The organism is Burkholderia sp. RS01 (assembly GCF_039748055.1).
In the GTDB taxonomy this organism is placed as follows: Bacteria; Actinomycetota; Actinomycetes; order Actinomycetales; family Micrococcaceae; genus Arthrobacter.
Genome location: NZ_JBDLAK010000017.1, coordinates 19000 through 44884 on the forward strand (window position 1 = coordinate 19000; position 25885 = coordinate 44884).

The window sequence follows — 25885 nt, forward strand, 5'->3', positions numbered from 1 at the left end:
CCCGGTTGGCGCGCATACTCGCGACATTCCTCAGCACGAGGTCCTTGTGTCGTCGGCAGGATGCCACGGCCGGGTACACAGGCCCGTGGGAGTTGGTCGAGCACTACCCTCGCGCTAGGTTTGCCGTACTCGATCGCGCCGGCCACGCTCTGCTGCACGAGCAACCCGACCTCGTTCAAGCCCTATTTGCCGAGTGGCTCACGCGCGTTCGTGAGCGCTTTTAGTCGCTCGGCTAGTCTCTCGAGTCACCTGCGGATGGCCTGGTCGGTGCGGTGTGCGGGCTGGCCGGAGCTGATTCGGTCGGACGCTGGTTGGTGGTACTCCAGCTGGTGAGGAAGTCGAGTTGTTCCTGGGCATGGCTTCCCGGTTCGGCGGTGTAAGCGATAAGGGTCAGACCCTCGCCGGGGAGTTCGAGTGCATCGCCTGTGAGTTCGATGTCGCCGACCAGTGGGTTGTGCAGCGTCTTCCGGGCTGAGCGGTGAAAGCGGACGTTGTGCCGTGCCCAGCGGGTCGAGAATTCCGCGCTTCCCGTTGCGAGGTCGCCTATCAGGCTGTTCAAAGCCCTGTCGCGCGGGTTGCGTCCCGCTTCGGTTCGGAGCGCGGCGGCGAGGTCATCAGCGATGGCGCTCCATTCGAGGAAGAAGTCTTGGGATCGTGGGTCCAGGAACATGAAACGGGCGAGGTTCAGTGGCAGGGTGTCGGGGCCGAGGATGTCCGTATAGAGGATGTCCGTATAGAGGGCGAAACAGAGGCTGTTGGCTGCCACGATGTCCATGCGTGAGTTGCGGACGTATGCCGGCGTGCCTGTCATCCCGGCCAGGATCCGTTGAATGCTGGGGCGCAGTTCTGCCCGGACCCGACGCGTTCCTGATACCCGCGACGGCGCGGCGGCCTTGGCCAGGTCAAGCAGGTGGGCTCGCTCAGCCTCGTCGAGCTGGAGGGCGCCGGCGAGGGACTCGAGGACGCTCTCGGAGACTCCCCGCAGGTTCCCCCTTTCAAGCCGGGCATAGTATTCGGTGCTGACGCCGGTGAGCATGGCCACTTCCTCGCGCTTGAGGCCGGCCACCCTCCTCGTACCGCCGTAAGCGGGCAGCCCGGCCTGGGCCGGTGTGATGCGCGACCGCCGGCTCATGAGGAACTCGCGGGCGTCTTTGCTGTTCTCCATGACCTCTACGCTACGGCGGCAAGGTGATCCCTAACAGGAACTGGCAGTACACCGCACAGCAGGAACTCCCACGCGCAGGAATGGGCTGGTTTTCTTGAAGGAGTCCAGTTTCCCCCTCGCCCGAAAGGACACCATGTCCGTGTCGGCTGTCAGCCCTACGACAACCGTGACCCGTCCGCGCGCTTCGCTGGCGCTAGCCATGCTGGGCTTCTTCGTTGTCGCCCTCGATACCCAGATCGTGAACGTCGCCCTGCCCGAGATCAGAAACGACCTTGGCGGCGGCCTATCCGGACTGCAATGGATAGTCACCGGCTATACCCTGATGTTTTCCGCCCTTCAACTGTTCTCCGGGACGCTCTCCGACCGGACGGGGGACCGGCGCGCCTATGGCCTCGGCATGATCCTGTTCACCGCCGCATCCGCCGCATGCGCATTCAGCCCGAGTCTCCCGGCCCTGATCGCCGGCCGCATCCTGCAGGGCATCGGCGCGGCGATGATCACGCCCAGCTCACTGGCGCTCATCCGTGAGGCCTACCATGACGCGGCCCAGCGCGGCCGGGCCATCGTGGACTGGGGCCTGGGCGGCTCCGTCGCCGCAGCGGCGGGTCCGGTGCTAGGCGGCGTTCTCACCCAGATCGACTGGCGGCTGATTTTCTTCGTCAACCTTCCGGTCGGGGCGGCCGCCCTCCTGGTGCTCTCCCGCGTCGCCCCGTCGCGGCGGCGCCCGATGCCCTTTGACTGGCTCGGGCAGATCACCGCCGTGCTTGCCCTGGCCAGCCTGACCTACGGCATCATCGAAGGCGCGGCGGTTGGATATGGAAGACCCGAAATCCTCACCATGTTCGCTGTCTGTGCCGGGTCGGCGGCCGCATTCCTGATGGCGCAGGCCCGCGGGAGGCACCCAATGGTCCCTCTGGACCTTATCCGTTCGCGAAAGGTCTCCAGCGCCCTGGCCATAGCGACCGCCACGATGGCGGCCTTCTACGGCGTCGTTTTCCTCCAAAGCCTCTACTTCCAGCAGCAACGCGGCGCGACAGCGCTGGAGGCCGGGCTCCTGTTTCTGCCGATGACCGGCCTTGTCGCCCTCCTCAACCCCCTGGCGGCCCGGCTGATGGCCCGCTACGGAAACGTTGCCATGGTTATCGCCGGCCAACTGATCATGGCCGTCGGCCTGGCCGGCCTGTGGCTGCTACCCGACGACGTGCCCACCCTGCTCGTGGCGCTCACCATGATCCCGGTCGGCATCGGCGGATCCTTCACCGTGCCCCCGATTATCGCCCTCGTCATGGACCACGTGCCGGCGGACACCGCAGGGACCGCGAGCGGAGTCATCAACACCGCCCGGCAGGTCGGCGGCTCGCTCGGCGTCGCCATCTATGGCGCCCTACTCACCGGGCACGGCTTCATGGATGGGCTCCGCATTGGCCTTGGCGCCACCGCCGTCATCCTCCTCATCCTCGTCGCAACCTCCGTCCGGCTGCGGGACGCAAAACCGTAACTCTAATGACCAAATGACACCCGATTAGACGAAGGCACAGATGCAGCTCATACCCACCACCCCGACGGCTAAAGGCCCTAGCGACAGGTTCACCGGAGGCGTGTATCTCAACACGCTTCACAACGCCCAGGCTCCCTCCAGGTTCGTGGCCGCGATGGTCCGTTTCGCCCCCGGTGCCCGGACAAACTGGCACTCCCACCCCCTGGGCCAGACCCTGCACTGCACCGACGGCATCGGGATCGTCGTCGCCCGGGACGGCAGCGTCATCCTCATGCGTCCCGGAGACACGGTCCACACCCCGCCCGGCGAGGAACACTGGCACGGCGCAACCCCGGACAACATGATGTGCCACCTCGCCATGGTCGAGCACGACAACGGGAAGAGCGCCACCTGGCTGGAACCCGTCAGCGACCTGGACTACGAAGCCGCCCACATTCAAACCGGCCGATAAGCACTCACCGAACAAAGGAATCCCCATGAACAGCGTGACACTCAACAACGGCGTCCAGATGCCGATCCTGGGCTTTGGCGTCTTCCAGATCCCCGACGACGAAACCCAGGCCGCCGTCGAAGCCGCCCTGGCGGCCGGTTACCGCCATTTGGACACGGCGGCCTCCTACGGCAACGAGGCTGCCGTCGGTGCTGCGATCAAAGCGAGCGGAATCGCCCGCGAAGACCTGTTCGTCACCACCAAGCTCTGGATCCAGCACGCCCCCAGCGGCAGCGTTGAAGAGGACACGAGGCGTTCCTTCGACAACTCCCTCCGCCGCCTCGGACTGGACTACCTCGATCTCTACCTGATCCATCAGCCGCTCGGGGACTACTACAGCGAGTGGCGGGCCATGCAGGAAATCAACAAAGAAGGCCTGGCCCGCGCGATCGGCGTGTCGAACTTCCACCCCGACCGGCTTGTCGACCTCATCGACCACAACGAGATCGTCCCGGCCGTCAACCAGATCGAGACCCACCCCTTCCACCAGCGCGCCACTGATCAGGCGCTGATGCGCGAACGCGGCGTCCAGATAGAGTCCTGGGGGCCGTTCGCCGAGGGCCGCAACAACCTGTTCACCGATCCGGTCCTCAGCGCCATCGCCGAGGCACATGGCAAGTCTGTCGCCCAGGTGGTGCTCCGGTGGCTCATCCAGCGCGAGGTCGTCGTGATCCCCAAGTCCGTGCGTCCGGAACGGATGGCCCAGAACCTCGACGTCTTCGGCTTCACCCTCACAGATGAGCACATGAGCCAGATGGCCTCCCTGGACACCGGTGCCAGCCTCTTCTTTGATCACCGTGACCCCGCCATGGTGAGTTGGTTGGGCGGACGCAGGATCGCCTGATGTCCAACCGCCAAAGGACCATTGGCCGGCGCTCTGGCGGCTACGACGCCACCGTCGCACGCAACGTCCGCGAGCAAAACGCGGACGACCGACCGGCCTTGGCCGGCCGTCTGCCATCCATCGACCAGTACGACACCGTGCTGCTGGCAAGCGGCATCTGGAGCGTCCGTGCACCGATGATCATGACAACGTTCGCCGATAGGTACGACTTCACCGGCAAAACAATCCACCCGGTCACCACCTACGCCATGAGCGGGCTCGGCACCACCGGGCAGGACTACGCCAGATCCTGTCCAGGGGCGACCATCGGTGAAGGACTAGCCGTGCGGGGTGAGGAAGTCCAAGATGCTGCCGCGGACATCGAATCCTGGCTACGCCGCACCGGCTTCGTTGAAAGCTAGTCACACCCGGGCAACCTGCCGCCCGGCCTGCCCCACCCATCCCACGAAAGGACTGCTCGATGAGCGATTCGAATCAGACCCGCGCCCAGCAACTCATTGGCGACTTCGCCCCCAAGCTCGTCGACCTCACAGACAACGTGCTTTTCGGAGACATATGGGAGCGCAGCGAACTCACCCCACGGGACCGCAGCCTCGTTACCGTTGCCAGCTTGATCACCAGCGGCAGCACCGAACAGCTCCGCGGACACTTCGTCCGGGCAAAGGCCAACGGCCTGACGGAAACCGAACTCAAAGAAGTGATCATCCACCTCGCCTTTTACGCCGGGTGGCCAAAAGCAATGTCCGCCATCACCGTCGCGAAAGAGGTCTTCACTTCCTGAGCAAATCCGCTCCTGAAGCAAATCCGCGCGTCGATAGTTGCGGGAAGCCCGATGAGGTTGACTGTCCGTATGGTCTTCAAGGGGTTTGCCGGTCACTATCTGGGCGGCGTGACCGTCCTGCCCGCGAGAGCAATCCTCGTACTCGACGGCCCGCCACTGCTGCCGATGACCGAACCGCCACCTGCGGCCGCCACTAGGGCACGCGTGCTGCAATCCCTGGCTACGGAATTCTTGGCGGACGAGGCCGGGCGAATCCTCATCGCAGTCGATGGTGTGGACGGCAGCGGGAAATCCACGTTTGCCAATGACCTGGCGGAAGTCATCCGAGTGAGGCCAGTCATCGTCATCCATGCTGATGATTTCCTCAATCTCCGGGCGGTCCGCCACCGGCGCGGGCGCGACTCTCCGGAAGGATTCTGGCTCGACACCTACGACTACGAGGCTCTACTTCGCCATGTGCTTTTCCCACTCAGAAGAGGAGGGAGCGGGTCCTACCGCCCGGCGGCCACCGACCACCATCAGGACGTCAGGCTCAATCCTCCGATCATGCAGGCGGCGGAGAACGCCGTAGTCATCGTCGAGGGTATGTTTCTTCACCGTGACGAACTGGCGGGCTGTTGGGACTACTCGTGTTTTCTCGACGTTCCGTTTACGGAGACGGCACGTCGAATGTCAGTACGAGACGGAAGCCACCCGGACCCTGAACATCAGTCGATGCGCAGGTATGTGGGCGGCCAACGCCGCCATTTCGAGGCGGCTCAACCTTGGAATCGTGCAACACAGGTAGTGGACAACACCGATCCTGAGATGCCCCGGATCCTGTTGAAGGAGGATGTCCTGAAACGCTGCAGGCCATTTGAATAGGATCTTGTGATGGCTCTCCTTGTCGCTCCGGACGTAAGTTACCTCCTCCTGGCTGGAGGGATCTGCAGAATTTGCGGGGGCCACAGGCACGGCGGCGGGGAGTGCCCGCCTCTGGAAGAACTCAGAGATGCCTTGTCCTTCCGCCGTTTTGTCGACGCACTCGTCAAGGATGCTTTGCCGGAGAGTTCGCGGAAGCCTGGGTACGTGCCTTGCACATACCTGTGGATCGGGGACGGGGACGTGTTCCTTGGCTCACGGGCGATCATCGAAAAGAACGGCGGCATCTACGAGGACACCCGCAACTGCAAACGCCGCTACTGGGTCGATAGCCCCTAACGGGAAGCACTACATGGAAGAGGCATGATGGGCATCGAATTCACCAGCCCCCGGAACCGCAACACCTACGCCACGCGCATCGCCGACACGAGCTGGAAACAGGCTGTGACGACCCTGATGGATCCCCGCGGACTCCGCGTAGCCGATGTCGGCTGCGGCGGCGGGATCTACTCCACCGCGTGGCTGGACCTTGGCGCCGATTCCGTCATTGGCATCGACTCCTCGGAACAAATGATCGGCGCAGCGCAGGACCGGGCCGGCGAACATCCAAATCTGAGCTTCCGGGTCGCCGAGGCAGCCCGCACGGGGCTGCCCGCAGGCCAGTACGACGTCGTATTCCAGCGGGCGCTTATCCACCACCTTCCGGACACGCAGCCCGCGTTCGAAGAGGCACACCGGATCCTGTCACCCCGAGGAAGTCTCATGGTCCAGGACCGCACCATGAGCGACATCCTTCAGCCGGGCAGCGCGCAGCACCTGCGCGGGTATTTCTTTGAAGTATTCCCCGGGCTGATCGCATTCGAGTCGAGCCGACGGCCGGAGGTCGAAAGCGTGACTGCATCGATGGGGGCCGCCGGCTTCGCCACGGTGAGCACGCGGACTATCTCCGAGCGGCGCCGAGCCTACGCATCGTTCGACGCCCTGCGCTCGGACCTGAAAGCGCGCACGGGACGCTCCATTCTGCACGAACTCACCGACGCCGAGCTCAACACGCTGATCGACTTCATCTCAACCAAGATCGATCGCTCCGGGGTCATCAACGAAGTGGACTATTGGACGATCTGGATGGCCGGCAAAGCGTCCTGAACAACATCCCGCCTAGGGTGGTGTGATGAACCACGAAGGGCTTGACCAGCTTGTCCTCGCCTGGTGCGAACACGAACTGGGCCCCGGAACGCTGGAGCCAATCGCCCCGGCCGACGGCGGTCAAATGTCCACGATCTTCAGATTCGAGACTGCTGCGCATACATACATCGCAATCAAGGTCAGAGACGATTCGCCCGCCCGCATCGACGGCTGCCTGAAGGTTCAGCAGCTGGCGGCCGACAGCGGACTGCCGTGCGCGCGCCCGATCACGGGGGCGCAAACCCTGGCGGCCGGACTCGTTGTCTCCGGTGAAGAGTGGTGGCCCGGCGGAGAAATGATGGCGGGCGACGGACCCGTACAAGCCGGCCGCTCGGGCGAGCTACTGGCCGGACTCATAAGGACGCTGGAACCCTGCTCTCCCGAAGGGCTGGGCCCTCCCCCGCCCTGGATGGACTGGAATTACACGGCCGGTGCTCTCTGGCCACCTAACGATCCCATTGACCGGATGGATCAGTCGCTGGTCCCGGCTTGGGTCGGTGAGATGGCAGAACGGGCGTCCGAACGGCTGCGAGCGTCCGTGTTGCCGGACGTCGTCGGGCACGGCGATTGGGAAGCCCAAAACATCCGGTGGAAGGGGCGCGGCGCGTGGGCGATCCACGACTGGGACAGTCTCGTGGGCCTTCCGGAAGCCGCAATTGTTGGAGCCGCATCCGGCGCCTTTGCGAGCGCCCGCACCCCTACGCTCGCACCGATCCGAAGCTCGGCGGCATTCATCCGCGCCTACGAACAGGCCCGCGGCAGGACCTTCAGCGACGACGAGCGGCAAATGGCCTGGGCGGCAAGCCTATGGCCGGCTCTCCACAACGCCCGAGGGGAATGCCTCTTCCAATCGTCTCCAGTCGCAACAACCGCCCTCAACGCCCAGGGAGCGGAGCGTCTGGCCCTCGCACACGCCGGACGGTGCTGAGAATTGGTGCCCGCAGGGTGGCAGGATTAAGGGATGGACATCATCGCCTTCCTCGAAGCCCGAATCGCCGAAGACGAAGCAGTCGCGCTGGCCGCATCACCAGCGCCCTGGGAATGGTTCGGTGAACCCGGGAGCGACACCGCGGCCCTCTACTCCGCCAACGAACGTACCGTCCTCGACGCCCGCGCCGACCATGCACCCGGCTACCTCGAATGCAAAGCCGAAGACCGGGTCTACATCGCACGGTTCAATCCCGGCCGCATCCTCGCTGAGGGCGCCGCCAAACGACAGATGCTGGCCAACGTCCCGCTCGTCACCGACATCCCCAGCGAAGTCGGCGGCACCAGCGAATTCGTCCTCATGTGCATGGCAGCACCCTACAGAGACCACCGTGACTACCAAGACGGCTGGGCCATCGAACTCTGAGACGGCTAAGGCAGCGCCCGCTCCCCGCGGGCCCCGCCCCTATCCAGAGCTGCGCGGCCATGCAAGCATGGGGCTCACCGAAACGGACAGTCAGGGGACGCCATGAAATCCAACGAACTGCTGCTGGACTGCTTCAGCCGGATCCGTGAGACCGTGGCCGCCACCCTTGAAGGGGTCGACGACGGGTCCCTGGTCCACCGGCCGGCAGGCACCGGGAACTCCATTGCCTGGCTCGTCTGGCACCTCGGCCGGGTGGAGGACGCCCAGGTTGCCTCCGCCGCCGGCCTGGAACAGGTCTGGACCGCGCAGAAATTTGCCGGCCGGTTCGGCCTGGCGCTGCCCGAGCGCGACACCGGCTACGGCCATTCGTCGCACCAGGTTGACGCGGTGCAGGCCCCGCCGGAGCTGCTGCTCGAATACTACGACGCCGTTCACCGGCAGACCGTGGAGTTTGTGAAGACCCTCGGCGACGGGGACTTGGACCGCATCGTCGACAGGCGCTGGGACCCGCCCGTCACCCTCGGCGTCCGGCTGGTCAGCACCATCGCCGACTGCCTGCAGCATGTGGGGCAGGCAGCGTACGCCAAGGGCCTGCACCCCTCGCAGGGATAGGGGGCAGTCCCGCGGGCGTGTTCTATTTGTTGCCGTATTCCTCGTCCGTGACCAGGTCGCCCCACGCGGATTCGGGTCCTTCGGCAGGGGCGTCCCACATGGCCAGATGGGTCATGAAATGGTCGGGTGCGGCGCCGTGCCAGTGCCACTCGCCCGCCGGCGTGTAGACGGTGTCGCCGGCCTTCATCACGAGGATTTCCCCGCCGCGGGCCTGGACCAGTCCCACGCCTTCGGTGACGTGTAGGGTCTGGCCGACGGCGTGGGAGTGCCAGGCCGTCCGAGCGCAGGGGGCGAAGTGGACCGAGTTCACGCGCATTCGCGACGGTTCGGGCTGCGGGGCGGCGATGACGTCGAAGTACACATCCCCGGTGAACATTTCCGCGGGTCCTTTGACGCTGGGCGTCTTGGGCTGGATTTCCAAAACTTCTCCTTGAGGTGTGAGCGGCAAGTTGTGGCCGTCGGCTGTAACTCAGCCGTCGATTCCCGTGCTGAGGCTGAGCTCCCGCCATTGGCCCAGTTCCGTGCGCTCTGCCTGCGCGACGGCTGCAAACGCGTCGTAGGCGTCCTTGCCGAGCACCAGCAGCGACGGCGGGTTGGCACTTTCGACGACGGCCAGGATCGCTTCCGCGGCTTTGGCCGGGTCGCCTGGCTGGGTGCCGTGCATCGTGTCGTTCTCCTTGCGCCGCTTCCCGGCCGTCTCCGCGTAGTCCCCGATCGCCGTCGCAGACTGCGTGAGTGAGCGGCCGGCGAAGTCGGTGCGGAACGCGCCGGGCTCGACGACGGTGACGCTGATGCCGAGCGGCTGCAGTTCCTTGTGCAGGGATCCGGACAGGCCCTCCAGGGCCGCCTTTGTTGCCGAGTAATATCCGGATCCGGCCGGCGAGATGCGCGCTCCGATGGAGGAGATGTTCAGGATGGATCCCGCTCTTTTCGCGCGCATGTCCGGGAGGACTGCTTTGATCATGTCCACGGCGCCGAAAACGTTCGTGTCGAACAACTGCCTGATGTCGGCGTCGTCCGCTTCCTCCACCGCCGCCCGGTATCCGTAGCCGGCATTGTTGACCAGAACGTCGACGCCGCCGAAGCGCGTTCGCGCCTGCTTCACCGCTGCGCCGATCTGAGCCCGGTCTGTGACGTCGAGGGGCAGGGCCAGTGCAGTGTCGGGGAAAGCGGCCGCGATGTCCTGCACCGCGGCAGCGTTTCGTGCTGTGACGACGGCGTTGTGGCCGCGGGCGAGCACTGCCTGGGCCAGGGCCCGGCCGAGTCCGGTCGAGCATCCTGTGATGAGCCATGTAGCCATGGGTGTTCCTTTCGTGGGGCATATCCATACAACAGGACACAATCCTCGCGTGGGAGGGGCCGTTGATACAGGTACTCCCAGTGCCTCCCGCCCGTGGTTGAAGGCTCCTAGGGTGGAATACCGGAGAACCGGAGAGCATCAGGACAGCGCGTTCATCACCGGCAGCGACTTCCTCATGGACGGCGGCGTCACGGCATCCTGATTCTACGGCGAACCCGCCCCGCAGTAATCCCTTGCGCCCAGAGGAGAGCGGACGAGGGCGGGCCCTCCCGCCGTCGTCCGCTTGCGTTGTTGGCCGTCCCGACCGGCTAGGAAGCCCAGTCGGCGTCGTCGTAGGGGCGGCCGCGGAAATGAGCGCGGAGGTACTCCCCCACCACGGCAGCCCCCAGGTCCCCGGTCTCGGGCGCAACCACCCGCCCGCCGATCCGGCGAACCATGCGCTGGACGAACCGTTCCAGGCCGGGGTCGTCGCCGAGCCGGAAGAACGTTGCCTGCGTGCCGGCACGCCCAAGGCGGTCCAGCTCGGTGACCGTGACGCGGATGGTCTCCGGGTCCGGCGGCCAGCAGAACCACGATTCGCCGTCGGCCAGCAGGTGCGCGGTGGGTTCGCCGTCGGTCACCACAAGGAGGACGGGCTGCATTGACGGGTGCTGCCGGAAGAACCGGCTGGCCAGCAGCAGACCATGATGCAGGTTGGTTCCCTGCTCCCGCAGTGCCGGCAGGGCGGTGAGTTCGCCGATGTCCATGGACTGCGCGTAGCGGCCGAAGGTGATCAGCTGGAGCCGGTCCCCGCGGAACCGGGTGGAGACGAGGTGGTGCAGGGCGAGCGCGGTGCGTTTCATGGGCACCCAGCGCCCTTCGGCCGCCATCGAGAACGACACGTCCACGAGCAGGACGACGGCGGCCTGCGTGCGCGCCTCGGTCTCGGTCACCTCGATGTCACCCACGGCGAGGCGCAGTCCGCGGCCCGGATCACCGCCGTCGGCAATGGTGCGGCGGATCGCGTTGGTCATGGTGCGGGTGACGTCCCACGGCTCGGCGTCCCCGAACTCCCACTGGCGGCTGGAGCCGGTCTGATCGCCGGCCGCTCCGGCAACGCGCGTGTCCCGGCGCCCCTGCCGGCCGGACAGTTGCCTGGCGGTGTCCCGCAACAGCGACCTGCCGAGCCGCCGCATGGCCTGCGGTGACAGCCGGAGGTCGCCGTCGGCCCCGCGCCGGAGGTAGCCGCCCTCCTGCATCGCCCGCTCGATCTCCGCGAGGGTGCGGGCCGTCACGGCGGCATTCTGTCCGAGCTGGCGGGCGAGGGCGTCTAGGTCCAGATCGTCGAGCCGCGACCCGTCATAGGACTGGGACAGCTGATCGGCCAGCTCGTCGAGTTCGGCGATGTCCTGGAGCACGCCGGTGCCGTCACCGAGCCCGAGTCCCTCCTGGCCCTCGAAGCGTTCGGAGCCGGACCAGTCCTCGCCGGGGCGGAGGGAGCGCAGGCTGGCGTCGAGTTGATCCAACTGGGCCATGAGCTCGGGCGAGCCGAACGCCTGGGCGGACAGCCGCATCAGCTCATCGCGCTGCTCCGGGGACATGGATTGCAGGAGCCGCTGTGCCGCGGCCGCACGCTGGGCGAGCGCGTCCACCAGCTCCTCGACTGATTGTGGATTCTCCGGAAAGAAGCGGCCGTGCCGGGCCATGAACTCCTGGAAGTCCGCGTCGGTGTCTTCGCCGCGCCGGTGTTTGCCGAGGAGCTCGTTGAGGTCGCGCAGCATCTCGTTCACGGCCGCGCGGTCCTCATCCGTAGCGTTCTCGAGCGCTTCCTTCATGCCGGCGAACCGCTGGTCAAGGATTTCGCGGCCGAGCAGATCCTTGATCCGCTCGTAGGCTTCGCGTGCGGTGCTCGACTGCCAGTCATAGGAGGCGAGTTCGTTGACCGCTGCCGCCGTGGACCGCGGCAGGTTCTGCAGCTGCAACTCCCGGAAGGCGCGGTCGTTGTTGTCCATCATGGCGTCGCGGGCCAGCTGCTTGCGCTCCTCCAGCACCGCAGTATCGAGCAGCTTCTGGACTTCGCTGAGCGTGCCGTCCAGCCGGTGGCGGCCCAGCAGTTCACTCCGCCGCTGTTGAACGCGCCCGGCGAGGTCGTCGAGCCCTTCCCTGTTGCGGCCGCCGCGCCGCAGGAACTCCTGCAGGGCATGCCGCGGCGAGTAGCCTGCCATGACGTCCTCGGCGACAGCCTCAAGCGCCTCTGCCAGGTCAACCGGCGGGGCGAGCGGATCGGGCCCTCCCGTGTACCGGCCGTATCTGGAGGACTGGTGATGAATGCCCATGAAGCCTCCTGTGCCTAGCCTTGAGCTACTCAGCCGTAGATCGTCTCCTCGTCGTCGGACTCCTTGGAGATCCGCCGGGCGAGGTAGAGACCTTCCAATGCAAGTTCGACGGCGGCGGCGCGCTGCCCGTCGTTTTTCGCGCCAAGGCGCTCACTGATGTCGTCGTAGAGGCCGGATCCGTTGAGGGACGGGAGATTGTGGAGGAACTCACGGGCGGTGACCTGATCCCCGGTGGTCACGGTCTTGTGGCCGTCGAGCGCCGTCACGAGTGGACCCATGTCGATCCCCTGGAAGTGCGCCCGCACGGCCTCGGCGGTGGCCGTGCGCAGGAGGTGGTCCAGGACGGCCTGTTCACGCCCTTCCTCACCCGATTCGAACTCGATCTTCCCCGTGAGGACTTCCACGGCGGCCTCCAGGTCGATGATCCGGGCGACAGCCTCGTCCTCGCCGCGCACGCTGGCCCGGCGCAGGGCCGCCGCGGCGACGGTTTCGGCGCCCGCGATGGCGAACCGCGCGGACACCCCGGAGGTCTGGTTGATCGCCGGAGACTGCCGCAGCGCCCGGGTGTAGCGGGCCAGGATCTCGAGGATGACGGGCGGCACGTCGGCCACCAGCCGCCCCTCCTGCCGGATGACGGAGACCTCGTCGTCCAGCTCTATCGGGTAGTGGGTGCGGATCTCGGCGCCGAAGCGGTCCTTCAGGGGCGTGATGATCCGGCCGCGGTTCGTGTAGTCCTCCGGGTTGGCGGACGCGACGACGAGCACGTCGAGGGGCAGCCGCAGCACGTAACCGCGGATCTGGATGTCGCGCTCCTCCATCACGTTGAGCATCGACACCTGGATGCGCTCGGCGAGGTCGGGCAGTTCGTTGATGGCGATGATCCCTCGGTTGGAGCGCGGGACCAGGCCGTAGTGGATGGTTTCCGGGTCTCCGAGTCGGCGGCCCTCGGCCACCTTCATCGGGTCGACGTCGCCGATGAGGTCGGCGACGGAGGTATCCGGCGTCGCGAGCTTTTCGACGTAACGCTCCGAGCGGTGGCGCCACGCCACCCGCAGCCGGTCCCCTTCCGTGAGGACACGGGCGCGGGAGTGCTCGGTGATCGGCTCGTACGGGTGTTCATTCAGTTCCGATTCCTCGATCACCGGCGACCACTCGTCCAGCAGCCCGGCCAGCGTGCGCAGGAGCCGCGTCTTGCCCTGTCCCCGTTCGCCGAGCAGGACCACGTCGTGGCCGGCGATCAGGGCACGCTCCAGCTGGGGAAGTACGGTCCGGCTGAAACCGTACATCCCGGGCCAGGGGTCGCGGCCGGCGGCGAGCGCGGCCAACAGGTTGTCACGGATTTCGTGGCGCAGGTCCTTGTGCACGTGGCCGGCAGCACGCAGTTCGCCAACAGTGAAGATATCGGGGCGATCACTCACCCCTCTACGGTAGTCCCCGAAGGTGCCGGGAATCGAGCAAATTCCTCCGATACCCGCGCGGGCCCCTGCCGCTAGGCTTAGATCCTGATGACTGCAGCAACCACGCCGCCACCATCGGCACCGCCGTCGAGGCCCCAGGGCACGCTCCTCCTTCTGGTGCGCCACGGGGAGACGCCGACCACGGGCACAGTGCTGCCGGGGCGGGTCCCGGGACTGCACCTGTCCGACCGCGGCCGGGCCCAGGCCGAACGGGTCGCGGAACGGCTCGCGGGCCTTCCGGTCGATGGCATCTACTCCTCGCCGCTGGAGCGCACCCGCGAGACGGCGGAGCCCACCGCAGCCCGCACGGGACTTGAAGTGAACCAGGACGCCGGCCTGCTCGAATGTGACTTCGGCGAGTGGACCGGCGCCGCCCTCGCCGAACTGGCGGCCCTGCCGGAGTGGCAGACCGTCCAGCACAGCCCGTCCGCCTTCCGCTTCCCGAATGGCGAGAGCTTCACGCAGATGCAGGCGAGGATCGTCGGATCACTTGAGGTACTGCGCACAGCCCATGCCGGGGGCGTCGTCGTCTGCTTCTCCCACGCCGATCCCATCAAGGCCGCCGTCGCCCACGCCCTGGGCACGCACCTGGACCTCTTCCAGCGGATCGTCATCAGCCCGGGCTCGGTGTCGGCCATCTCGTATGTGGAAGGTCAGGCACCCGCCGTCCTCATGGTCAATTCGACGTCGGAGCCCCTGAGCGGGCTGAGGGCACCGTGAATGGGACGGACAGTGAATTGGGACAGACCGTGAAACGGGACAGCCGGTGTCCGGCCGGGAGCTGACGCTGCTCGGCGAGGGCCGGGTCGAGCTGCTCGGACGCATCCCGCGCAGCAGCAACCAGACGTTCCTCGTCCGGGTCTCCTGCGGGGACGACTCGGCCTATGCGGTCTACAAGCCGGAGGCCGGGGAACGGCCGCTGTCCGATTTCGAGCCCGGGCTGTACCGGCGGGAACGCGCGGCGTACCTGCTCAGCGAGTCCCTGGCGTGGGGGCTTGTGCCGCCGACGGTGATCCGCGGGGAAGCCCCCTTGGGGATCGGTTCGCTGCAGTGGTTCATCGAGGGCGACTTCAGGGAGCATTACTTCACTCTGTACGCTGACTCACCCGAGACCCACCGCGACTTGTCGCAGATCGCCTTGTTCGATTACGTCGCCAACAACACCGACCGCAAAAGCGGGCACGTGCTGCGCGGCCATGACGGACGGGTGTGGGGCATCGACCACGGGCTGTGCTTCTCGGCGGGTTTCAAACTGCGCACGGTGATCTGGGACTTCGCGGGCGATCCCATACCGGAGACCCTGCTCGAGGACATCGCCCCGCTCGCCGAGGCCGCGCCTCCCGAGGTGGCCGAGCTCCTCGACGACGCGGAGGTCGCCGCCCTGCAGCACCGCGTGCAGCGCTTGCTGCGCGAACGGGTGCTGCCCGTTGACCGCACCGGCATGCGGTACCCGTGGCCGCTCGTCTAAGCCCCCGCTCATGCATCATCCGGCGACGTGGCCGGCTGCGGCTTCTTTGCGCTGAGCGCCCAGAAGTGTCCGCACCTGGTCGCGGATGTTCCCGACGACCGAGTCGTCACTAAGACTCGTGAAAACCGTGGCCGTCATGTTGATGAACATGACGGCCGAGATGATCCTCGCCAGCTGGGCCGCATCGTGTTCGTTCCTGTCGCCACCCCTGCGCAGAATTCCGGCGATCGCATCGTCCACCCGACCGGTCAGTTCGAGCCCTACCTTGTGGTGGTATTCGTCAGGATCGCCGAAGACGAGCTCCCGGAGGTAGGTGCGGCCGTTCTCGATCTGTACGCGGTTGCAGGCGACGATCGGCTGGACGATCGCCATGATGGCGTCCAGGATGCCTGGAGCCGCAGCGGCAACTGTGACGCCGCGGTCAACGGCTTCGGCGTACTTGACGTTATGCACCAGGAGGAGGAGTTCCGCCTTCGTCTTCGCATAGAAGAACAGCGTTCCCGTGCCCACATCGGCCTTGTCGGCGATCTGCTGTGTTGTCACCTCGTCGACGCCGTACTTGCTGAACAGCTCGCGGGCCGCGGACGTGATCCGGTCGAGCTTCTCCTGTTTGTTGCGCTCGCGACGGCCGGGGGCTCGGGATTCAGCGTCCATGGTTCGATTATCCACAATCCTGACTGGAATAAATATTGGGTGCACTCAATTATGAGTATAGTCATAACATTTCTACAGGAGGTCCAAATGCCATCACTCGACGGAGCCGTTGTGCTCGTTACGGGCGCCAACGGCGGAATCGGCACGGAGTTTGTACACCAGGCCCTCGCCAGAGGCGCCGCGAAGGTGTACGCGACGGCACGAGCCCCGAAAGCCTGGGATGACCACCGCGTCGTCCCGCTGCAGCTCGATATCAACAGCCCGGAATCCCGCGCTGCGGCCGCGCTGACCGCAAAAGATGTCACGGTTCTGATCAACAACGCCGGGATGTTCATCGACGGCGACTCCGTCCTGAACCTCTCCGAGGCGCAGATTCGCGAGACGATGGAGACGAACTTCTTCGGTCCAGTGCTTCTCGCCAAGGCGTTCGCGCCAGTGCTGACAGCGCATCCGGAATCGGTGATCGTGGACATGCACTCGGTCGCGAGCTGGTATGCCTTCGGCGGCGCGTACAGTGCCGCGAAAGCCGCACTGTGGTCGGCCACGAACTCCCTCCGCCTCGAGCTCGCACCGAAAGGCACGCACGTAGTCGGCGTGCACGTCGGCTATGTGGACACGGCCATGGCCGAACACGCCACAGGACCAAAGATGCAGCCTGCCGACGTCGTGCGCCTCACCTTCGACGCCGTCGAGGCGGGCGATTACGAGGTGATCGCTGACGAGCTGACCGCAGGCGTGAAGGCAGCCCTCAGCGGTCCCGTCCTCTCGCTCTACCCGGAGCTTCGTGGCCCTGCCTCAGCTGATAGCCGAGTCGACGCGAAGGAGGCAGACAAGTGAAGGCGTTCGTCATCGACCACTACAAGGGTCCGCTGCGCCAGGCCGAGGTGCCCGAACCGGCCGTGGGTGCCCGTGACGTGCTGGTGGAGGTCAAGGCCGCGGGTGTCAACCAGCTCGATGAGAAGATCCGGCTGGGCGAGTTCCGGCAGATCTTGCCGTACCGGATGCCGCTGACCCTCGGCCACGACCTGGCCGGCGTTGTCATAGCCACCGGCGCAGAGGTCCGGAAATTCCAGCCCGGGGATGAGGTGTACGCCCGTCCGGCCGGGGACCGGATTGGGACGTTCGCCGAGCGCATCGCGGTGCACGAGGACGACCTGGCTCTCAAGCCCGCGTCGATCAGCATGCGGGAGGCCGGTTCGTTGCCGCTGGTCGCCCTGACGGCGTGGCAGGCCCTTGTGGAACGCGGCAAGGTCCAGCGCGGACAAAAGGTGCTGATCCACGCTGGCGCCGGCGGGGTGGGCTCGATCGCGATCCAGCTGGCGAAGCACCTCGGCGCCTTCGTCGCCACCACGGCCAGCGCATCGAACGCGGACTGGGTTCGTGAACTGGGCGCGGATCTCGTCATCGATTACCGGAGCCAGGACTTCGAGGACGTCCTGCACGGCTATGACCTCGTGTTGGACAGCGTCGGCGGCGAGAACCTGGAGAGGTCCCTCCGAGTCCTCAGGCCCGGAGGCAGGGTGATCGGCATCGCAGGTCCGCCGGACCCGCGGTTTGCCAAGGAACTCGGCGCGAGTGCACCCCTGCGGCTGGCCATGACCGTGCTGGGCAGCCGCATTCGCCGCCAAGCCCGCCGTCGGAACGTGAGCTACGAGTTTCTGTTCATGCGGGCGGACGGCGGCCAGCTGCAGGAGATCTCGTCCCTGGTGGATGCCGGCGCTATCCGCCCGGTGGTCGGTCAGGTCTTCCCGGTCGACCAGACACGCCAGGCGGTATCCGCCGCGGGAGCCGGCGGCGGCCGCGGAAAAGTCGTCGTCGACAACGAACTACCAACCATCCTGGCGAAGGGCGAGGAATCATCATGAGCAATCACCAAGGCGCCGGGGACCGGCTGATCGCCGCGTACAAGGACTCGGTAACTCGTACTGTCACTGTCGGCGGAGACCGGATCGCCTTTCGCGACCTCGGGCCCCGCACCGGGATACCGGTGGTCTTCTTCACCCACCTCTCCGCCAATCTCGACAACTGGGATCCCCGCGTGGTTGATGGCATTGCCGCGCAGCGCCGGGTGATCACCGTCGACTACCGCGGCGTCGGAGGCTCGACGGGGGCCGTCCGCGACTCAGTCGAGGCGATGGCCGACGATGCAGTTGCGTTCATCAGGGCCCTCGGCTTGGATCGTGTCGATATTCTCGGCTTCTCCCTCGGGGGCATGATCGCGCAGAGTCTGGCACTCCGGTACCCGGAACTTGTCCGCAAACTCGTCCTCGCGGGGACGGGGCCTGCCGGCGGCGACGGCATCCAGAACGTGACAGGCATCGCCACCAGGGATCTTGGCCGCGCGCTGCTCACTTTTCAGGACCCGAAGGTATTCCTGTTCTTCACCCGGACCGTGAACGGTAAACGGTCAGCGCGGGAGTTTCTCGCCCGCCTCAAGGAGCGGACAGCCGGCCGCGACCGTACGATTACGTTCCGTGGATATCGCGCCCAGCTGAAAGCGATCCATCGCTGGGGGCTGCAGAAACCCGACGATCTGTCGGTCATTCGCCAGCCGGTTCTGGCCGTGAACGGCGACAACGACCGGATGGTCCCCACGGTCAATACGGAGGACCTTGCCAGGCGCATCCCCGGCAGCGAGCTCATCATCTATCCCGATGCCGGCCACGGCGGCATCTTCCAGCACCACCGCAGCTTCGTCGCACAGGCGCTCGAATTCTTGGGCCGATAGACCCGCCTCTGGTCCGTCCGCCACTCTTGCTGGCACACTGAGCCGATGACGGAACCTCAACAACAGTCCAGGCGGCCCGGTATCCGCGCCGCGATGTTCGTTGACTTCGACAACGTCTACACGGGCCTGATGGCGTTGGACCCGGCCGCGGCCAAGAGATTCGCCGAGGATCCCAAGCATTGGACAGAGGCGCTGGCTGATGGCGGCGCAGGTGAGGAATCCCGGCGCTTCCTCATCCGCAACTGCTATCTCAATCCGGTGATCTACTCCAAGTACAGGCCGTACTGGACCAGGGCGGGCTTCCGCGTGATCGATTGCCCCTCCCTCACGCAACGGGGCAAGAGCAGCACCGACATCAATCTGGTGCTGGACGCGGTGGACGCACTGTCCGGTGCGGCACACGTCGAGGAATTCTTCATCGCGTCGGCGGACGCGGACTTCACCTCCCTGGTCCAGCGGTTCCGGGCGGCTGACCGCATGACCACCGTCATCGCTGCCGGTGCTGTGGCGTTCGCGTACCGGGAGATGGCGGACAGCGTAGTGGAGTCCCACGACTTCGTGGCAATCCTCAACGGAACCTCGGCCGGAATGCCCCGCATGGTGGCGTCTGCCGGACCTGGCGTCCCGCCCCGCACCGCACCAGGTGTCCCGAGGGCCGCGACGACGGCGGCCGACGAGGTCCGATCCTTGGTGCAGGCCGCGCCGGGCCCGGTCACCGGGGCAGTTGCGGCGCACAGGGCCCTGACCGCAGACCCGTCACTCAAGACCGATTGGGGCGGCTTCGGAAAGTTCGGGGCCTGGATCGCCCAGATCGGCCAGGGCGTTCAGTACTCGTCCACGCCGTCGCCCGGCTGGGTGTGGGACGCCAAGAGGTTTTCGCCGGAGCTCTCCTCGCTGGCACCCGCCGCCCGGCCGGCCATCGAGGAGCAGGTCACCCGGGTCACCGACGTGCCGGCGCTGTCTGCCGAACAGTTCCGGCAGGTTTTCCTGTCCCTGGAGGCGAAGTTGCGCGAGCACTCCGGCAACCGCAGCGAACTGGCACGGACCGTCCGGGATGACTGTGTTGCGGCCGGGCAGCCGGTGTCCCGCTCAGCCGTCAACTTCGTGATCCAAGGCGTGGTGTACGCGGGCGGATCCCTCCCGGACGACATGCCGGCGAGGGACCTCGCCGCTGCGTGGACACGGAATGTTGAAGAGCTGTGCCGCCTTGCCCTCATGGAGTTCGACGACGCGGAGAAGCTCGCGCTCCGGCGCTGGGCCGGCGGCGGGCTGCTGGAGAGCTAGCCGACGGCGGGGCGTCCCCGCCATTCGCAGCGGGCAACGGCAGCGGGCAACGGGCAACCGGCAACCGGCAACGGCAACGGGCAACGGGCAGGACCGGCGAGAGTCGATCCTACGCCGCGATGAATAGTGCCCAGTCAGGCAAGGGATCCACCGGAAATGGTGGCCCGGTCCCTCCGGGACCGGATGTACTGGCAAGTACGTCCGGCCAGTCGGGCGGTTCCCAGTCCTGTTGTTCGCTGGGATAGGAGCGTCCCGCGGGAGAGATCCAGCTGGGCGGCTGGTCCCGGGTGGCGTCAACCGGCCTCCATGCTGTGGTGTGTTTGAGTCGGTGGTGCCTCCGGCATGGCTGGCCCAGGTTGGTGATGCCGGTGCCGCCTCCCTCGGACCAGGCCAGCAGATGGTCTGCTTCATTATCCAAGGAATGGTTGTTGCAGCCGGGAAAGGGGCACCGGCCGTCCCGGAGCCGCAACCAATGGCGCATCGCCTTCGGAACCCGGTAGCTGGTGCGTCCGATCTCCAGCGGCGCTCCGCTGCGCGGATCGGTGAGCACGCGCAGGAATGATCCGGCACCATCCCCGACAAGCCGGCGGGCCATGCTCGGCGGAATGGGACCATACCCATCCAGCGTGGCCGGTTCCGTGCCGGCACCCAGCAGCGACAACACCGGAACGGTCACCAGGACCTGCGCCTTGGGTGACGGCGTTCCTTCAGCCACCCCCGCCAGCAGCCAGTCAGCGGCGACGTCCGCACGGAGCTGGGTCAGCGTTCTGGATTCGGCGGGCCCCTGCAGGGCACGCGCGGCTTCCGTGGCACGGGACCAAACAGACGCGGCCACGTCCGCAGTCACATAGGCCGAGAGCCAGGCCATGCCGTCCCGGTCCGGGGCATATTCCAGCCGACGGTCCTGCACGCCCTTGCTGTGGCGTGCTTCGATGCTTACAGGATGATGCCGCTCGCGCCAGCTCCGCGCTTTGGCCCGGAACCTGCCCGGCACCAGCTCTGCCGCCGGGCAGCCACGCGCAGCAAAGGGAGCTTCGGGGTCCAGGAAATGGGCCTCCAAGGCAGCAGCAGCGGCGGGGTCCAGACCGGATGTTTCATCACACATCACCCGTGCGTGCTGCCACGAAATGCTCCCTGACTGCAGCGCTGACAGCGTCAGGGGCAACGCGGTGGTCAGGGTGGCTGACTCCGCCAACAAGGCCGCCGCCGATCTTTCACTCACGGTCAGGGCACAGGCCACCTCTGCTATCACCGCCATTGCCTGGGCGCTGCGCTCCTGCGGGGAAGCGGCCGGAGCGGCCATGGCTGCGGAAGCGTGGGCGTATCCGGCGGCGAAGTGCACTTTCAGCGCGGCCATGCCGGCTTCCACCCGGGCAGCCGCAGCCAGCCCGTCCAGGCAAGCGTCCGCTTCGTCCTGAAGGGGGTCAGCACCGGTCGAGGCGACCTTCCCGGCCCCGCTACCGGCAAGTGCAGCCATGGCAGCGAGAGAGGCCTCCATGGCCTCCAACGTCTCCGCAACTGCTCTGCCTTCCATACCCACAGCATGGCAGCAGGCACTGACAATTTAGCCGGCATCAGAGTTGCAATGTCAGCCTTCCAAAATCTGCCTGATCCCGAACTCTCCCACGGTGAACATCCGCGGATTGTCATCGGAGTTGCTCAGCATGGCGGTGGACAAGACTAGAGCCCATCCCCGGGCCCTTATCCAGGTGTCCCTCTCCACTGCGGGGCCATAGGCGCCCATGAAGCGGTGGCGGGCGCCGCCGTCGAACATCAGCCACCCCACCGCAAGATCAACGGCCGGGTCCCCTGCCCCAACGTCGCCGAAATCGATGACGCCGGCCAACCCGCCGTCGTCCGCCAGCAGGATATTGCCCGGGTGAAGGTCCCCGTGGAGCATCATCGCCGGACCATTCCAGGGTTTAGCGGCACAGGTCTGCGCCCACACCGCCCGCAGCGCTGCTGCCTGCGGGTAGCGTTCGCGGTCCCCGAGCCGTTCCGCCACCGTAGCGGCACGGTCCATCAGCGGCACGCCGCGGAAAGGATTCACCGGGACGCCGGTTTCGGCGGGCGCGTGGAGGGACCGGAGGAAATCAGCCAGGCCTTCAGCGGCCGGCCCGCGGTGTGCCGGGGCGACGTCGGCCGCGGCGGCTCCGGGGACCCACCGCACGATGCTCCACGGCCAAGGAAAGTCCGACGTCGGCCGGCCGGCATGGACGGGCACAGGAACCGCAACCGGGGAGCGGCGGGCTATGTCGGGAAGGTAGTGCTGTTCATGCAGTATCAGCGAAACGGCCTCCGGCCTGCGAGGCAGCCTCACGGCCAGGTCATCGCCGAGCCGGAAGGTCGCGTTGTCCCAGCCATTCGCCACCCGCGCCAAAGGACGATCGCCGAGGTCAGGCCGCTGGTCCCGGACGAGGCGCCGGACGACGGTGTCGCTAACTTCCACTGTGGCTGGTGGCATTCCCGCCATTCAGAGATCCGCCTTACTTGTTCCTGCGATGAGTCCGGTCCTTTCCTTGTCCGAATATAGTTCAGATCGCCGAGCTGAGCCGCGGTGGCGGGCGTGGGGACGGTGGCAGCATCAATTTGGCTTGTCGCTGCGCTACGGTTGGCAGCACCATCAATTCTTAGGGGGGCAAATGGAGTTTGCAGAAAAACTCTCAGCTTTGGCAGCAAAGGTGCGCCAACAGCGAGGTGTGATTCAAACCGAAGAGGCAACAAAGAATGCCTTCGTCATGCCATTCATTTCCACAATCCTGGGCTATGACGTCTTCAATCCGCTGGAAGTCGTTCCAGAGTTCATCGCGGACGTAGGCCTCAAGAAGGGCGAGAAGATCGACTACGCCATCGTCAAGGACGGCGAGGTGCAGATCCTGATTGAATGCAAAAAGTCCACTGAGCCAGTGAAAATCGAGCATGCATCCCAGCTTTTCCGGTACTTTGCCGTGACCAACGCCAGGATCGCAATTCTCACCAACGGCGAGGTGTACCAGTTCTTCACTGACCTCGATGCGCCAAACCGCATGGACGCCAAGCCGTTCCTGGTGCTGGATTTGACCGATATCGACGAGTCTCTGATACCGGAACTGCAAAAACTTTCCAAGGACGTTTTTGATCTCGACTCGATCATCAGCGCCGCCGGTGAATTGAAATACATTGGCGAACTCAAAAGGACACTGGCTGCACAGTTCAAGGAGCCGGAGGACGAGTGGGTCAAGTTCCTGACCGGTCGCGTGTATCCGGGCCCCTACACGCAGAAAGTACGGGAGCAGTTCACGGCGTTGGTAACCAAGGCGTCCAAGCAGTTCCTGAATGACCAGGTTAACGAGCGCCTGAAGAAAGCGCTGGACGCTCCGAGTTTCCCGCAGAATGAGGACGCAACCGTGGCCGCCAGTGTCACCAGTGCACCTGTGGCTGAAGCAGACCTGGCCGAGGCCGACGGTTTGGAAACAACGCTCGAGGAAATCGAGGGGTACCAGATCGTGCGGGCCATCGTCTGCAGCGAGGTGAAACCGGCTCGTGTGGTGCAGAGGGATGCCAAGTCCTATTTTGCGGTGCTGCTGGATGACAACAACCGCAAGCCGATCGCGCGCCTGCACTTCAACCGCAGTCAGAAATACATCGGAATATTCGACGACAACAAAGAAGAGACTCGCGTGCCCATTAGCTCGTTGGAAGAGATCTACGAGCACACGGAAGCACTCCGCGCGAGCGTAAAGAGCTACCTGTGAACGCCGAAACTGACGGGCTGGTCCACGGCCACTGATTTCGCAGGCAGGACAAGCGGACGACGGCGGACCTCCCGCCGTCGTCCGCCTAAGCTGCGTCGGCTTAAGTAAAACTGGCCGCTCGAGGCGCTTCAACGATGGTCAGTTGGCCGGTTGTGTCAGGGACGCCAGGAAATTGCACCGACGGGGCCTCACTAGCGGCCACCGGCGACCCCTGCCTGGAGCGCAGGCGAAGAAGCGCTACCGCCGAAATGAGGAACCAGGCGATATTGGTGACCACAGACGGCCACGCTTCGTGGAATGCACCATTGACAATGAAGGCACAAGCCCCCAACAGATTCGCGGTCTGGAAGCCCTTGCCAGCCTTCAGCCACCCCATGGAAACAGCCAGGTACGCACTGAGTATCGCAACCGCGCCTGCCCAGCCGGAAATTTCAAACAGCAGTTCCATCTTGTCCTTTCAGAGGTATGCCCGGCTGCCATTCGCCGGACGGAGTGGAGATGGCGGGCTATGTGTTTTGTTTGGGAAGCGGCTCCATTGCCGTAGGGATCAGGCATTGCCGGAACACCGTTTTCTCAGCGGTCGGGCCGGGCCCTCATTCGCCGGACGGTCCAGCCTGCATCCCTTGCTTGCACATTTACAGCAATTATGAGGACGAACGAGTCTGTAGATCAATTGCATTCCGCTGTAGATAGGGTTTAGAACTGCTTAACATGGATATAGATCCGCGCCGACTGCGAGTTCTTCTTGCGGTTGCCCGCACGGGCGGAGTGCTCGCCGCGGCTGACGAACTAGGGATTACGCCGTCGGCCGTGTCCCAGCAGCTCAATAAATTGGAGGACGAGACGGGGCACGCGCTGGTGGTGCGCACACCCAAAGGCTCGGTTTTGACACCCGCAGGCCTGGCGGTAGCAGAAGCGGGCGAGGAGATCGAACGCGCACTCAGCGTCGCCCGCGCCCGAATGGAAGGCGGGGCCAAGGTCGCAGGGGTGGTGCGCGTGGGCGGATTCACCAGCTTTATTCGCACGGTGGTGATCCCGCGCCTGCCCGGGTGGCGCACCCGGTACCCGCAGCTACAGATCCGGATCGTTGAGGACGACTTCCCTGCCTTGATGCGGCTGCTCCGGCAGCGCGCGCTCGACGCCGTTGTGGTCGAGCTCGACTCGACGACGGCGGGGCCACGTTCACTGTCCGCCGGAATGATCGAGGAACCCCTACTGGACGAGCCCTGGAAACTGGTGGTTCCCGCCGGTGCCCTGCTGACCACCGAGAACGTCGACCTCGGCCGCCTGCCACTTCCGTGGATCGGCGTCGACTCCTCAGCCGCCAACGCTTCGGTCGTAGGCCGGCTCCGTCAGTCAACGGGCGCCCCGATGGAGACCGTGCATCAGTACCAGGACACACTGACCGCTCTCGCACTCGTCGCGGCGGGCGAGGGTGTCGCCATCGTGCCGACCTTGGCGTTGAGCGGCATCAACCATGACGGGGTGGACGTCCTCGACGTCCCCGGACTGGGCACGCGGCGCATCGTCCTGCGACGGTTCGACCGGCGACGGTCAGCCGGCACGCCCGTGGACACAGTCGCGCGCCTCCTACGGGAATCGGCGGCGGCGTTCGACACGCGGTCAACATCCTGACCGCCAACACCCGCAGGAACGGACGACGCCGGGACCTCCCGCCGTCGTCCGTTTGCGGCTAGCGCTGCTCCCCTACAGCGCCGACCACCGGATTCTCGGCGGTCAGCCTGCGCCCTGGCCCTCGCGGGCCGTCTCCTCCAGAATCCTGGCTGTGGGCGCCGCCGTCATCAACTGCCCCACCACCTCCGGCTTGTCCCACACCTCGCTGCGGAGCCGTTCCAGAAAGGCGTTCGCAGCATCCTTGGTGTCGAAGTCAAGGAGCACGGCCACGCTGTCCCGGTCCTCGGTATCCCGGAACAGGCGGACAAGCCTGGCGCCCGAGGCCGCGCGGCCTGCAGGATCGGAGTCGAATACTTTCTTGAAAGCCTCGTAGTCCCGGACTGGATAGCTGATCTGCAAGGTGAACATCGTCGTTCCTTTCCCTCGGGATATGGCAGGTCAAAGATAGGCCTTCCAGCGTCATCCCGCTAGGGCCGAAGGGCGGTCTTGAACCGGTGCCGCGAGGTCATGCGGCCCCGGA

The 25885-nt window shown here is 65.7% G+C and carries 29 protein-coding genes; 19 read left to right on the plus strand and 10 right to left on the minus strand.

Translation table 11 applies throughout. The features are described from left to right. Window positions 1-232: 232 nt before the first annotated feature. Window positions 233-1165 (minus strand): helix-turn-helix transcriptional regulator, encoded by a 933-nt coding sequence (locus ABFP37_RS15730; RefSeq protein ID WP_347034115.1) that lies wholly within the window; start codon window positions 1163-1165, stop codon window positions 233-235. Window positions 1166-1304: 139 nt separating this feature from the next. Between ABFP37_RS15730 and ABFP37_RS15735 the strand changes: the two genes are divergently transcribed. The 11 genes from ABFP37_RS15735 (at window position 1305) to ABFP37_RS15785 (ending at window position 8790) form a co-directional block, all read left to right on the plus strand. Continuing rightward, window positions 1305-2663 carry a DHA2 family efflux MFS transporter permease subunit gene (locus tag ABFP37_RS15735; protein WP_347034116.1) on the plus strand — a complete coding sequence of 453 codons (1359 nt, stop codon included), beginning with the start codon at window positions 1305-1307 and terminating at the stop codon, window positions 2661-2663. Between the two features lie 40 nt (window positions 2664-2703). Continuing rightward, on the plus strand, window positions 2704-3114 hold the full coding sequence (locus tag ABFP37_RS15740) for a cupin domain-containing protein (protein ID WP_078029665.1): 411 nt from the start codon (window positions 2704-2706) through the stop codon (window positions 3112-3114). 25 nt (window positions 3115-3139) lie between these two features. Further along, window positions 3140-3997 (plus strand): aldo/keto reductase, encoded by an 858-nt coding sequence (locus tag ABFP37_RS15745; RefSeq protein WP_347034117.1) that lies wholly within the window; start codon window positions 3140-3142, stop codon window positions 3995-3997. Beyond that, window positions 3997-4398: a flavodoxin gene (locus ABFP37_RS15750; protein ID WP_347034118.1), complete on the plus strand. Its 402-nt coding sequence runs from the start codon at window positions 3997-3999 to the stop codon at window positions 4396-4398. Before ABFP37_RS15745 ends, ABFP37_RS15750 begins: the two co-directional genes overlap by 1 nt. Before the next feature lie 59 nt (window positions 4399-4457). After that, entirely contained in the window at window positions 4458-4778 is a 321-nt protein-coding gene (locus ABFP37_RS15755) for a carboxymuconolactone decarboxylase family protein (RefSeq protein WP_078029662.1), read from the plus strand. Window positions 4779-4847: 69 nt separating this feature from the next. Continuing rightward, window positions 4848-5642 carry a hypothetical protein gene (locus ABFP37_RS15760; RefSeq protein ID WP_347034119.1) on the plus strand — a complete coding sequence of 265 codons (795 nt, stop codon included), beginning with the start codon at window positions 4848-4850 and terminating at the stop codon, window positions 5640-5642. Between the two features lie 204 nt (window positions 5643-5846). Further along, on the plus strand, window positions 5847-5978 hold the full coding sequence (locus tag ABFP37_RS15765; protein ID WP_347034120.1) for a hypothetical protein: 132 nt from the start codon (window positions 5847-5849) through the stop codon (window positions 5976-5978). Between the two features lie 24 nt (window positions 5979-6002). Beyond that, window positions 6003-6785: a class I SAM-dependent methyltransferase gene (locus ABFP37_RS15770; protein ID WP_221937617.1), complete on the plus strand. Its 783-nt coding sequence runs from the start codon at window positions 6003-6005 to the stop codon at window positions 6783-6785. Between the two features lie 25 nt (window positions 6786-6810). Then, window positions 6811-7752, plus strand: coding sequence for a phosphotransferase (locus tag ABFP37_RS15775; protein ID WP_347034121.1), 942 nt, complete (start codon window positions 6811-6813; stop codon window positions 7750-7752). Between the two features lie 33 nt (window positions 7753-7785). Beyond that, window positions 7786-8178: a DUF6221 family protein gene (locus ABFP37_RS15780; protein WP_347034122.1), complete on the plus strand. Its 393-nt coding sequence runs from the start codon at window positions 7786-7788 to the stop codon at window positions 8176-8178. Window positions 8179-8280: 102 nt separating this feature from the next. Beyond that, window positions 8281-8790, plus strand: a complete 510-nt coding sequence (locus tag ABFP37_RS15785) for a DUF664 domain-containing protein (protein ID WP_078029659.1) — start codon at window positions 8281-8283, stop codon at window positions 8788-8790. Between the two features lie 22 nt (window positions 8791-8812). Here the strand turns inward: ABFP37_RS15785 and ABFP37_RS15790 are convergent, their stop codons facing one another. From ABFP37_RS15790 to ABFP37_RS15805, 4 genes are all read right to left on the minus strand, one after another. Beyond that, window positions 8813-9211, minus strand: a complete 399-nt coding sequence (locus tag ABFP37_RS15790) for a cupin domain-containing protein (RefSeq protein WP_347034123.1) — start codon at window positions 9209-9211, stop codon at window positions 8813-8815. 48 nt (window positions 9212-9259) lie between these two features. Next, window positions 9260-10090 (minus strand): oxidoreductase, encoded by an 831-nt coding sequence (locus ABFP37_RS15795; protein ID WP_347034124.1) that lies wholly within the window; start codon window positions 10088-10090, stop codon window positions 9260-9262. A 308-nt stretch (window positions 10091-10398) separates the two neighbouring features. Continuing rightward, window positions 10399-12405, minus strand: coding sequence for a VWA domain-containing protein (locus ABFP37_RS15800; protein ID WP_347034125.1), 2007 nt, complete (start codon window positions 12403-12405; stop codon window positions 10399-10401). Between the two features lie 29 nt (window positions 12406-12434). Beyond that, window positions 12435-13823 carry a sigma 54-interacting transcriptional regulator gene (locus ABFP37_RS15805; RefSeq protein WP_078029655.1) on the minus strand — a complete coding sequence of 463 codons (1389 nt, stop codon included), beginning with the start codon at window positions 13821-13823 and terminating at the stop codon, window positions 12435-12437. A gap of 87 nt (window positions 13824-13910) precedes the next feature. On the opposite strand from ABFP37_RS15805, the gene ABFP37_RS15810 reads away from it, so the two are divergent. Together ABFP37_RS15810 and ABFP37_RS15815 are read left to right on the plus strand one after the other, a co-directional pair. Continuing rightward, a complete protein-coding gene (locus ABFP37_RS15810; protein WP_078029654.1) occupies window positions 13911-14582 on the plus strand; it encodes an MSMEG_4193 family putative phosphomutase in 672 nt (223 codons plus the stop codon). A 46-nt stretch (window positions 14583-14628) separates the two neighbouring features. Beyond that, on the plus strand, window positions 14629-15330 hold the full coding sequence (locus ABFP37_RS15815) for an SCO1664 family protein (protein ID WP_347034126.1): 702 nt from the start codon (window positions 14629-14631) through the stop codon (window positions 15328-15330). Between the two features lie 15 nt (window positions 15331-15345). Here the strand turns inward: ABFP37_RS15815 and ABFP37_RS15820 are convergent, their stop codons facing one another. Next, window positions 15346-15984, minus strand: coding sequence for a TetR/AcrR family transcriptional regulator (locus ABFP37_RS15820; protein ID WP_347034127.1), 639 nt, complete (start codon window positions 15982-15984; stop codon window positions 15346-15348). An 87-nt stretch (window positions 15985-16071) separates the two neighbouring features. Here ABFP37_RS15820 and ABFP37_RS15825 point away from each other — a divergent pair, with 87 nt between their 5' ends. Genes ABFP37_RS15825 through ABFP37_RS15840 form a run of 4 tightly spaced genes read left to right on the plus strand, consistent with a single transcriptional unit; the run spans window position 16072 to window position 19996 of the window. Further along, window positions 16072-16821: an SDR family oxidoreductase gene (locus ABFP37_RS15825; RefSeq protein ID WP_347034128.1), complete on the plus strand. Its 750-nt coding sequence runs from the start codon at window positions 16072-16074 to the stop codon at window positions 16819-16821. Beyond that, window positions 16818-17849, plus strand: a complete 1032-nt coding sequence (locus ABFP37_RS15830) for an NADP-dependent oxidoreductase (RefSeq protein ID WP_347034129.1) — start codon at window positions 16818-16820, stop codon at window positions 17847-17849. The genes ABFP37_RS15825 and ABFP37_RS15830 overlap by 4 nt, the downstream gene beginning before the upstream one ends. Further along, entirely contained in the window at window positions 17846-18712 is an 867-nt protein-coding gene (locus ABFP37_RS15835; protein WP_347034130.1) for an alpha/beta hydrolase, read from the plus strand. The genes ABFP37_RS15830 and ABFP37_RS15835 overlap by 4 nt, the downstream gene beginning before the upstream one ends. Window positions 18713-18757: 45 nt before the next feature. Continuing rightward, window positions 18758-19996 carry an NYN domain-containing protein gene (locus ABFP37_RS15840; RefSeq protein ID WP_347034131.1) on the plus strand — a complete coding sequence of 413 codons (1239 nt, stop codon included), beginning with the start codon at window positions 18758-18760 and terminating at the stop codon, window positions 19994-19996. Between the two features lie 109 nt (window positions 19997-20105). Here the strand turns inward: ABFP37_RS15840 and ABFP37_RS15845 are convergent, their stop codons facing one another. After that, window positions 20106-21530, minus strand: a complete 1425-nt coding sequence (locus ABFP37_RS15845; RefSeq protein ID WP_185982432.1) for an HNH endonuclease signature motif containing protein — start codon at window positions 21528-21530, stop codon at window positions 20106-20108. Window positions 21531-21584: 54 nt separating this feature from the next. Next, window positions 21585-22460, minus strand: coding sequence for an aminoglycoside phosphotransferase family protein (locus tag ABFP37_RS15850; RefSeq protein ID WP_347034132.1), 876 nt, complete (start codon window positions 22458-22460; stop codon window positions 21585-21587). Between the two features lie 178 nt (window positions 22461-22638). Between ABFP37_RS15850 and ABFP37_RS15855 the strand changes: the two genes are divergently transcribed. After that, window positions 22639-23730, plus strand: coding sequence for a type I restriction endonuclease (locus tag ABFP37_RS15855; protein ID WP_347034133.1), 1092 nt, complete (start codon window positions 22639-22641; stop codon window positions 23728-23730). A gap of 100 nt (window positions 23731-23830) precedes the next feature. Here ABFP37_RS15855 and ABFP37_RS15860 read toward each other — a convergent pair whose 3' ends face one another. Next, the gene (locus ABFP37_RS15860) at window positions 23831-24178 is read right to left on the minus strand and encodes a YgjV family protein (RefSeq protein WP_078029644.1); all 348 of its coding nucleotides are present in this window, start codon (window positions 24176-24178) and stop codon (window positions 23831-23833) included. A 263-nt stretch (window positions 24179-24441) separates the two neighbouring features. Here ABFP37_RS15860 and ABFP37_RS15865 point away from each other — a divergent pair, with 263 nt between their 5' ends. Further along, window positions 24442-25365: a LysR family transcriptional regulator gene (locus tag ABFP37_RS15865; RefSeq protein WP_347034134.1), complete on the plus strand. Its 924-nt coding sequence runs from the start codon at window positions 24442-24444 to the stop codon at window positions 25363-25365. A gap of 102 nt (window positions 25366-25467) precedes the next feature. On the opposite strand, the gene ABFP37_RS15870 is transcribed toward ABFP37_RS15865, so the two are convergent. Beyond that, window positions 25468-25773 carry a hypothetical protein gene (locus ABFP37_RS15870; RefSeq protein ID WP_078029642.1) on the minus strand — a complete coding sequence of 102 codons (306 nt, stop codon included), beginning with the start codon at window positions 25771-25773 and terminating at the stop codon, window positions 25468-25470. Between the last annotated feature and the right edge of the window lie 112 nt (window positions 25774-25885).

Excerpts from the sequence above, each read along its gene's own strand:
- ABFP37_RS15730 (WP_347034115.1), bottom strand. The coding sequence starts at position 1,165 with ATGGAGAACAGCAAAGACGCCCGCGAGTTCCTCATGAGCCGGCGGTCG.
- ABFP37_RS15740 (WP_078029665.1), top strand. The coding sequence starts at position 2,704 with ATGCAGCTCATACCCACCACCCCGACGGCTAAAGGCCCTAGCGACAGG.
- ABFP37_RS15745 (WP_347034117.1), top strand. The coding sequence starts at position 3,140 with ATGAACAGCGTGACACTCAACAACGGCGTCCAGATGCCGATCCTGGGC.
- ABFP37_RS15750 (WP_347034118.1), top strand. The coding sequence starts at position 3,997 with ATGTCCAACCGCCAAAGGACCATTGGCCGGCGCTCTGGCGGCTACGAC.
- ABFP37_RS15755 (WP_078029662.1), top strand. The coding sequence starts at position 4,458 with ATGAGCGATTCGAATCAGACCCGCGCCCAGCAACTCATTGGCGACTTC.
- ABFP37_RS15760 (WP_347034119.1), top strand. The coding sequence starts at position 4,848 with ATGGTCTTCAAGGGGTTTGCCGGTCACTATCTGGGCGGCGTGACCGTC.
- ABFP37_RS15770 (WP_221937617.1), top strand. The coding sequence starts at position 6,003 with ATGATGGGCATCGAATTCACCAGCCCCCGGAACCGCAACACCTACGCC.
- ABFP37_RS15775 (WP_347034121.1), top strand. The coding sequence starts at position 6,811 with ATGAACCACGAAGGGCTTGACCAGCTTGTCCTCGCCTGGTGCGAACAC.
- ABFP37_RS15780 (WP_347034122.1), top strand. The coding sequence starts at position 7,786 with ATGGACATCATCGCCTTCCTCGAAGCCCGAATCGCCGAAGACGAAGCA.
- ABFP37_RS15785 (WP_078029659.1), top strand. The coding sequence starts at position 8,281 with ATGAAATCCAACGAACTGCTGCTGGACTGCTTCAGCCGGATCCGTGAG.
- ABFP37_RS15795 (WP_347034124.1), bottom strand. The coding sequence starts at position 10,090 with ATGGCTACATGGCTCATCACAGGATGCTCGACCGGACTCGGCCGGGCC.
- ABFP37_RS15800 (WP_347034125.1), bottom strand. The coding sequence starts at position 12,405 with ATGGGCATTCATCACCAGTCCTCCAGATACGGCCGGTACACGGGAGGG.
- ABFP37_RS15810 (WP_078029654.1), top strand. The coding sequence starts at position 13,911 with ATGACTGCAGCAACCACGCCGCCACCATCGGCACCGCCGTCGAGGCCC.
- ABFP37_RS15820 (WP_347034127.1), bottom strand. The coding sequence starts at position 15,984 with ATGGACGCTGAATCCCGAGCCCCCGGCCGTCGCGAGCGCAACAAACAG.
- ABFP37_RS15825 (WP_347034128.1), top strand. The coding sequence starts at position 16,072 with ATGCCATCACTCGACGGAGCCGTTGTGCTCGTTACGGGCGCCAACGGC.
- ABFP37_RS15835 (WP_347034130.1), top strand. The coding sequence starts at position 17,846 with ATGAGCAATCACCAAGGCGCCGGGGACCGGCTGATCGCCGCGTACAAG.
- ABFP37_RS15840 (WP_347034131.1), top strand. The coding sequence starts at position 18,758 with ATGACGGAACCTCAACAACAGTCCAGGCGGCCCGGTATCCGCGCCGCG.
- ABFP37_RS15845 (WP_185982432.1), bottom strand. The coding sequence starts at position 21,530 with ATGGAAGGCAGAGCAGTTGCGGAGACGTTGGAGGCCATGGAGGCCTCT.
- ABFP37_RS15850 (WP_347034132.1), bottom strand. The coding sequence starts at position 22,460 with ATGCCACCAGCCACAGTGGAAGTTAGCGACACCGTCGTCCGGCGCCTC.
- ABFP37_RS15855 (WP_347034133.1), top strand. The coding sequence starts at position 22,639 with ATGGAGTTTGCAGAAAAACTCTCAGCTTTGGCAGCAAAGGTGCGCCAA.
- ABFP37_RS15860 (WP_078029644.1), bottom strand. The coding sequence starts at position 24,178 with ATGGAACTGCTGTTTGAAATTTCCGGCTGGGCAGGCGCGGTTGCGATA.
- ABFP37_RS15865 (WP_347034134.1), top strand. The coding sequence starts at position 24,442 with ATGGATATAGATCCGCGCCGACTGCGAGTTCTTCTTGCGGTTGCCCGC.
- ABFP37_RS15870 (WP_078029642.1), bottom strand. The coding sequence starts at position 25,773 with ATGTTCACCTTGCAGATCAGCTATCCAGTCCGGGACTACGAGGCTTTC.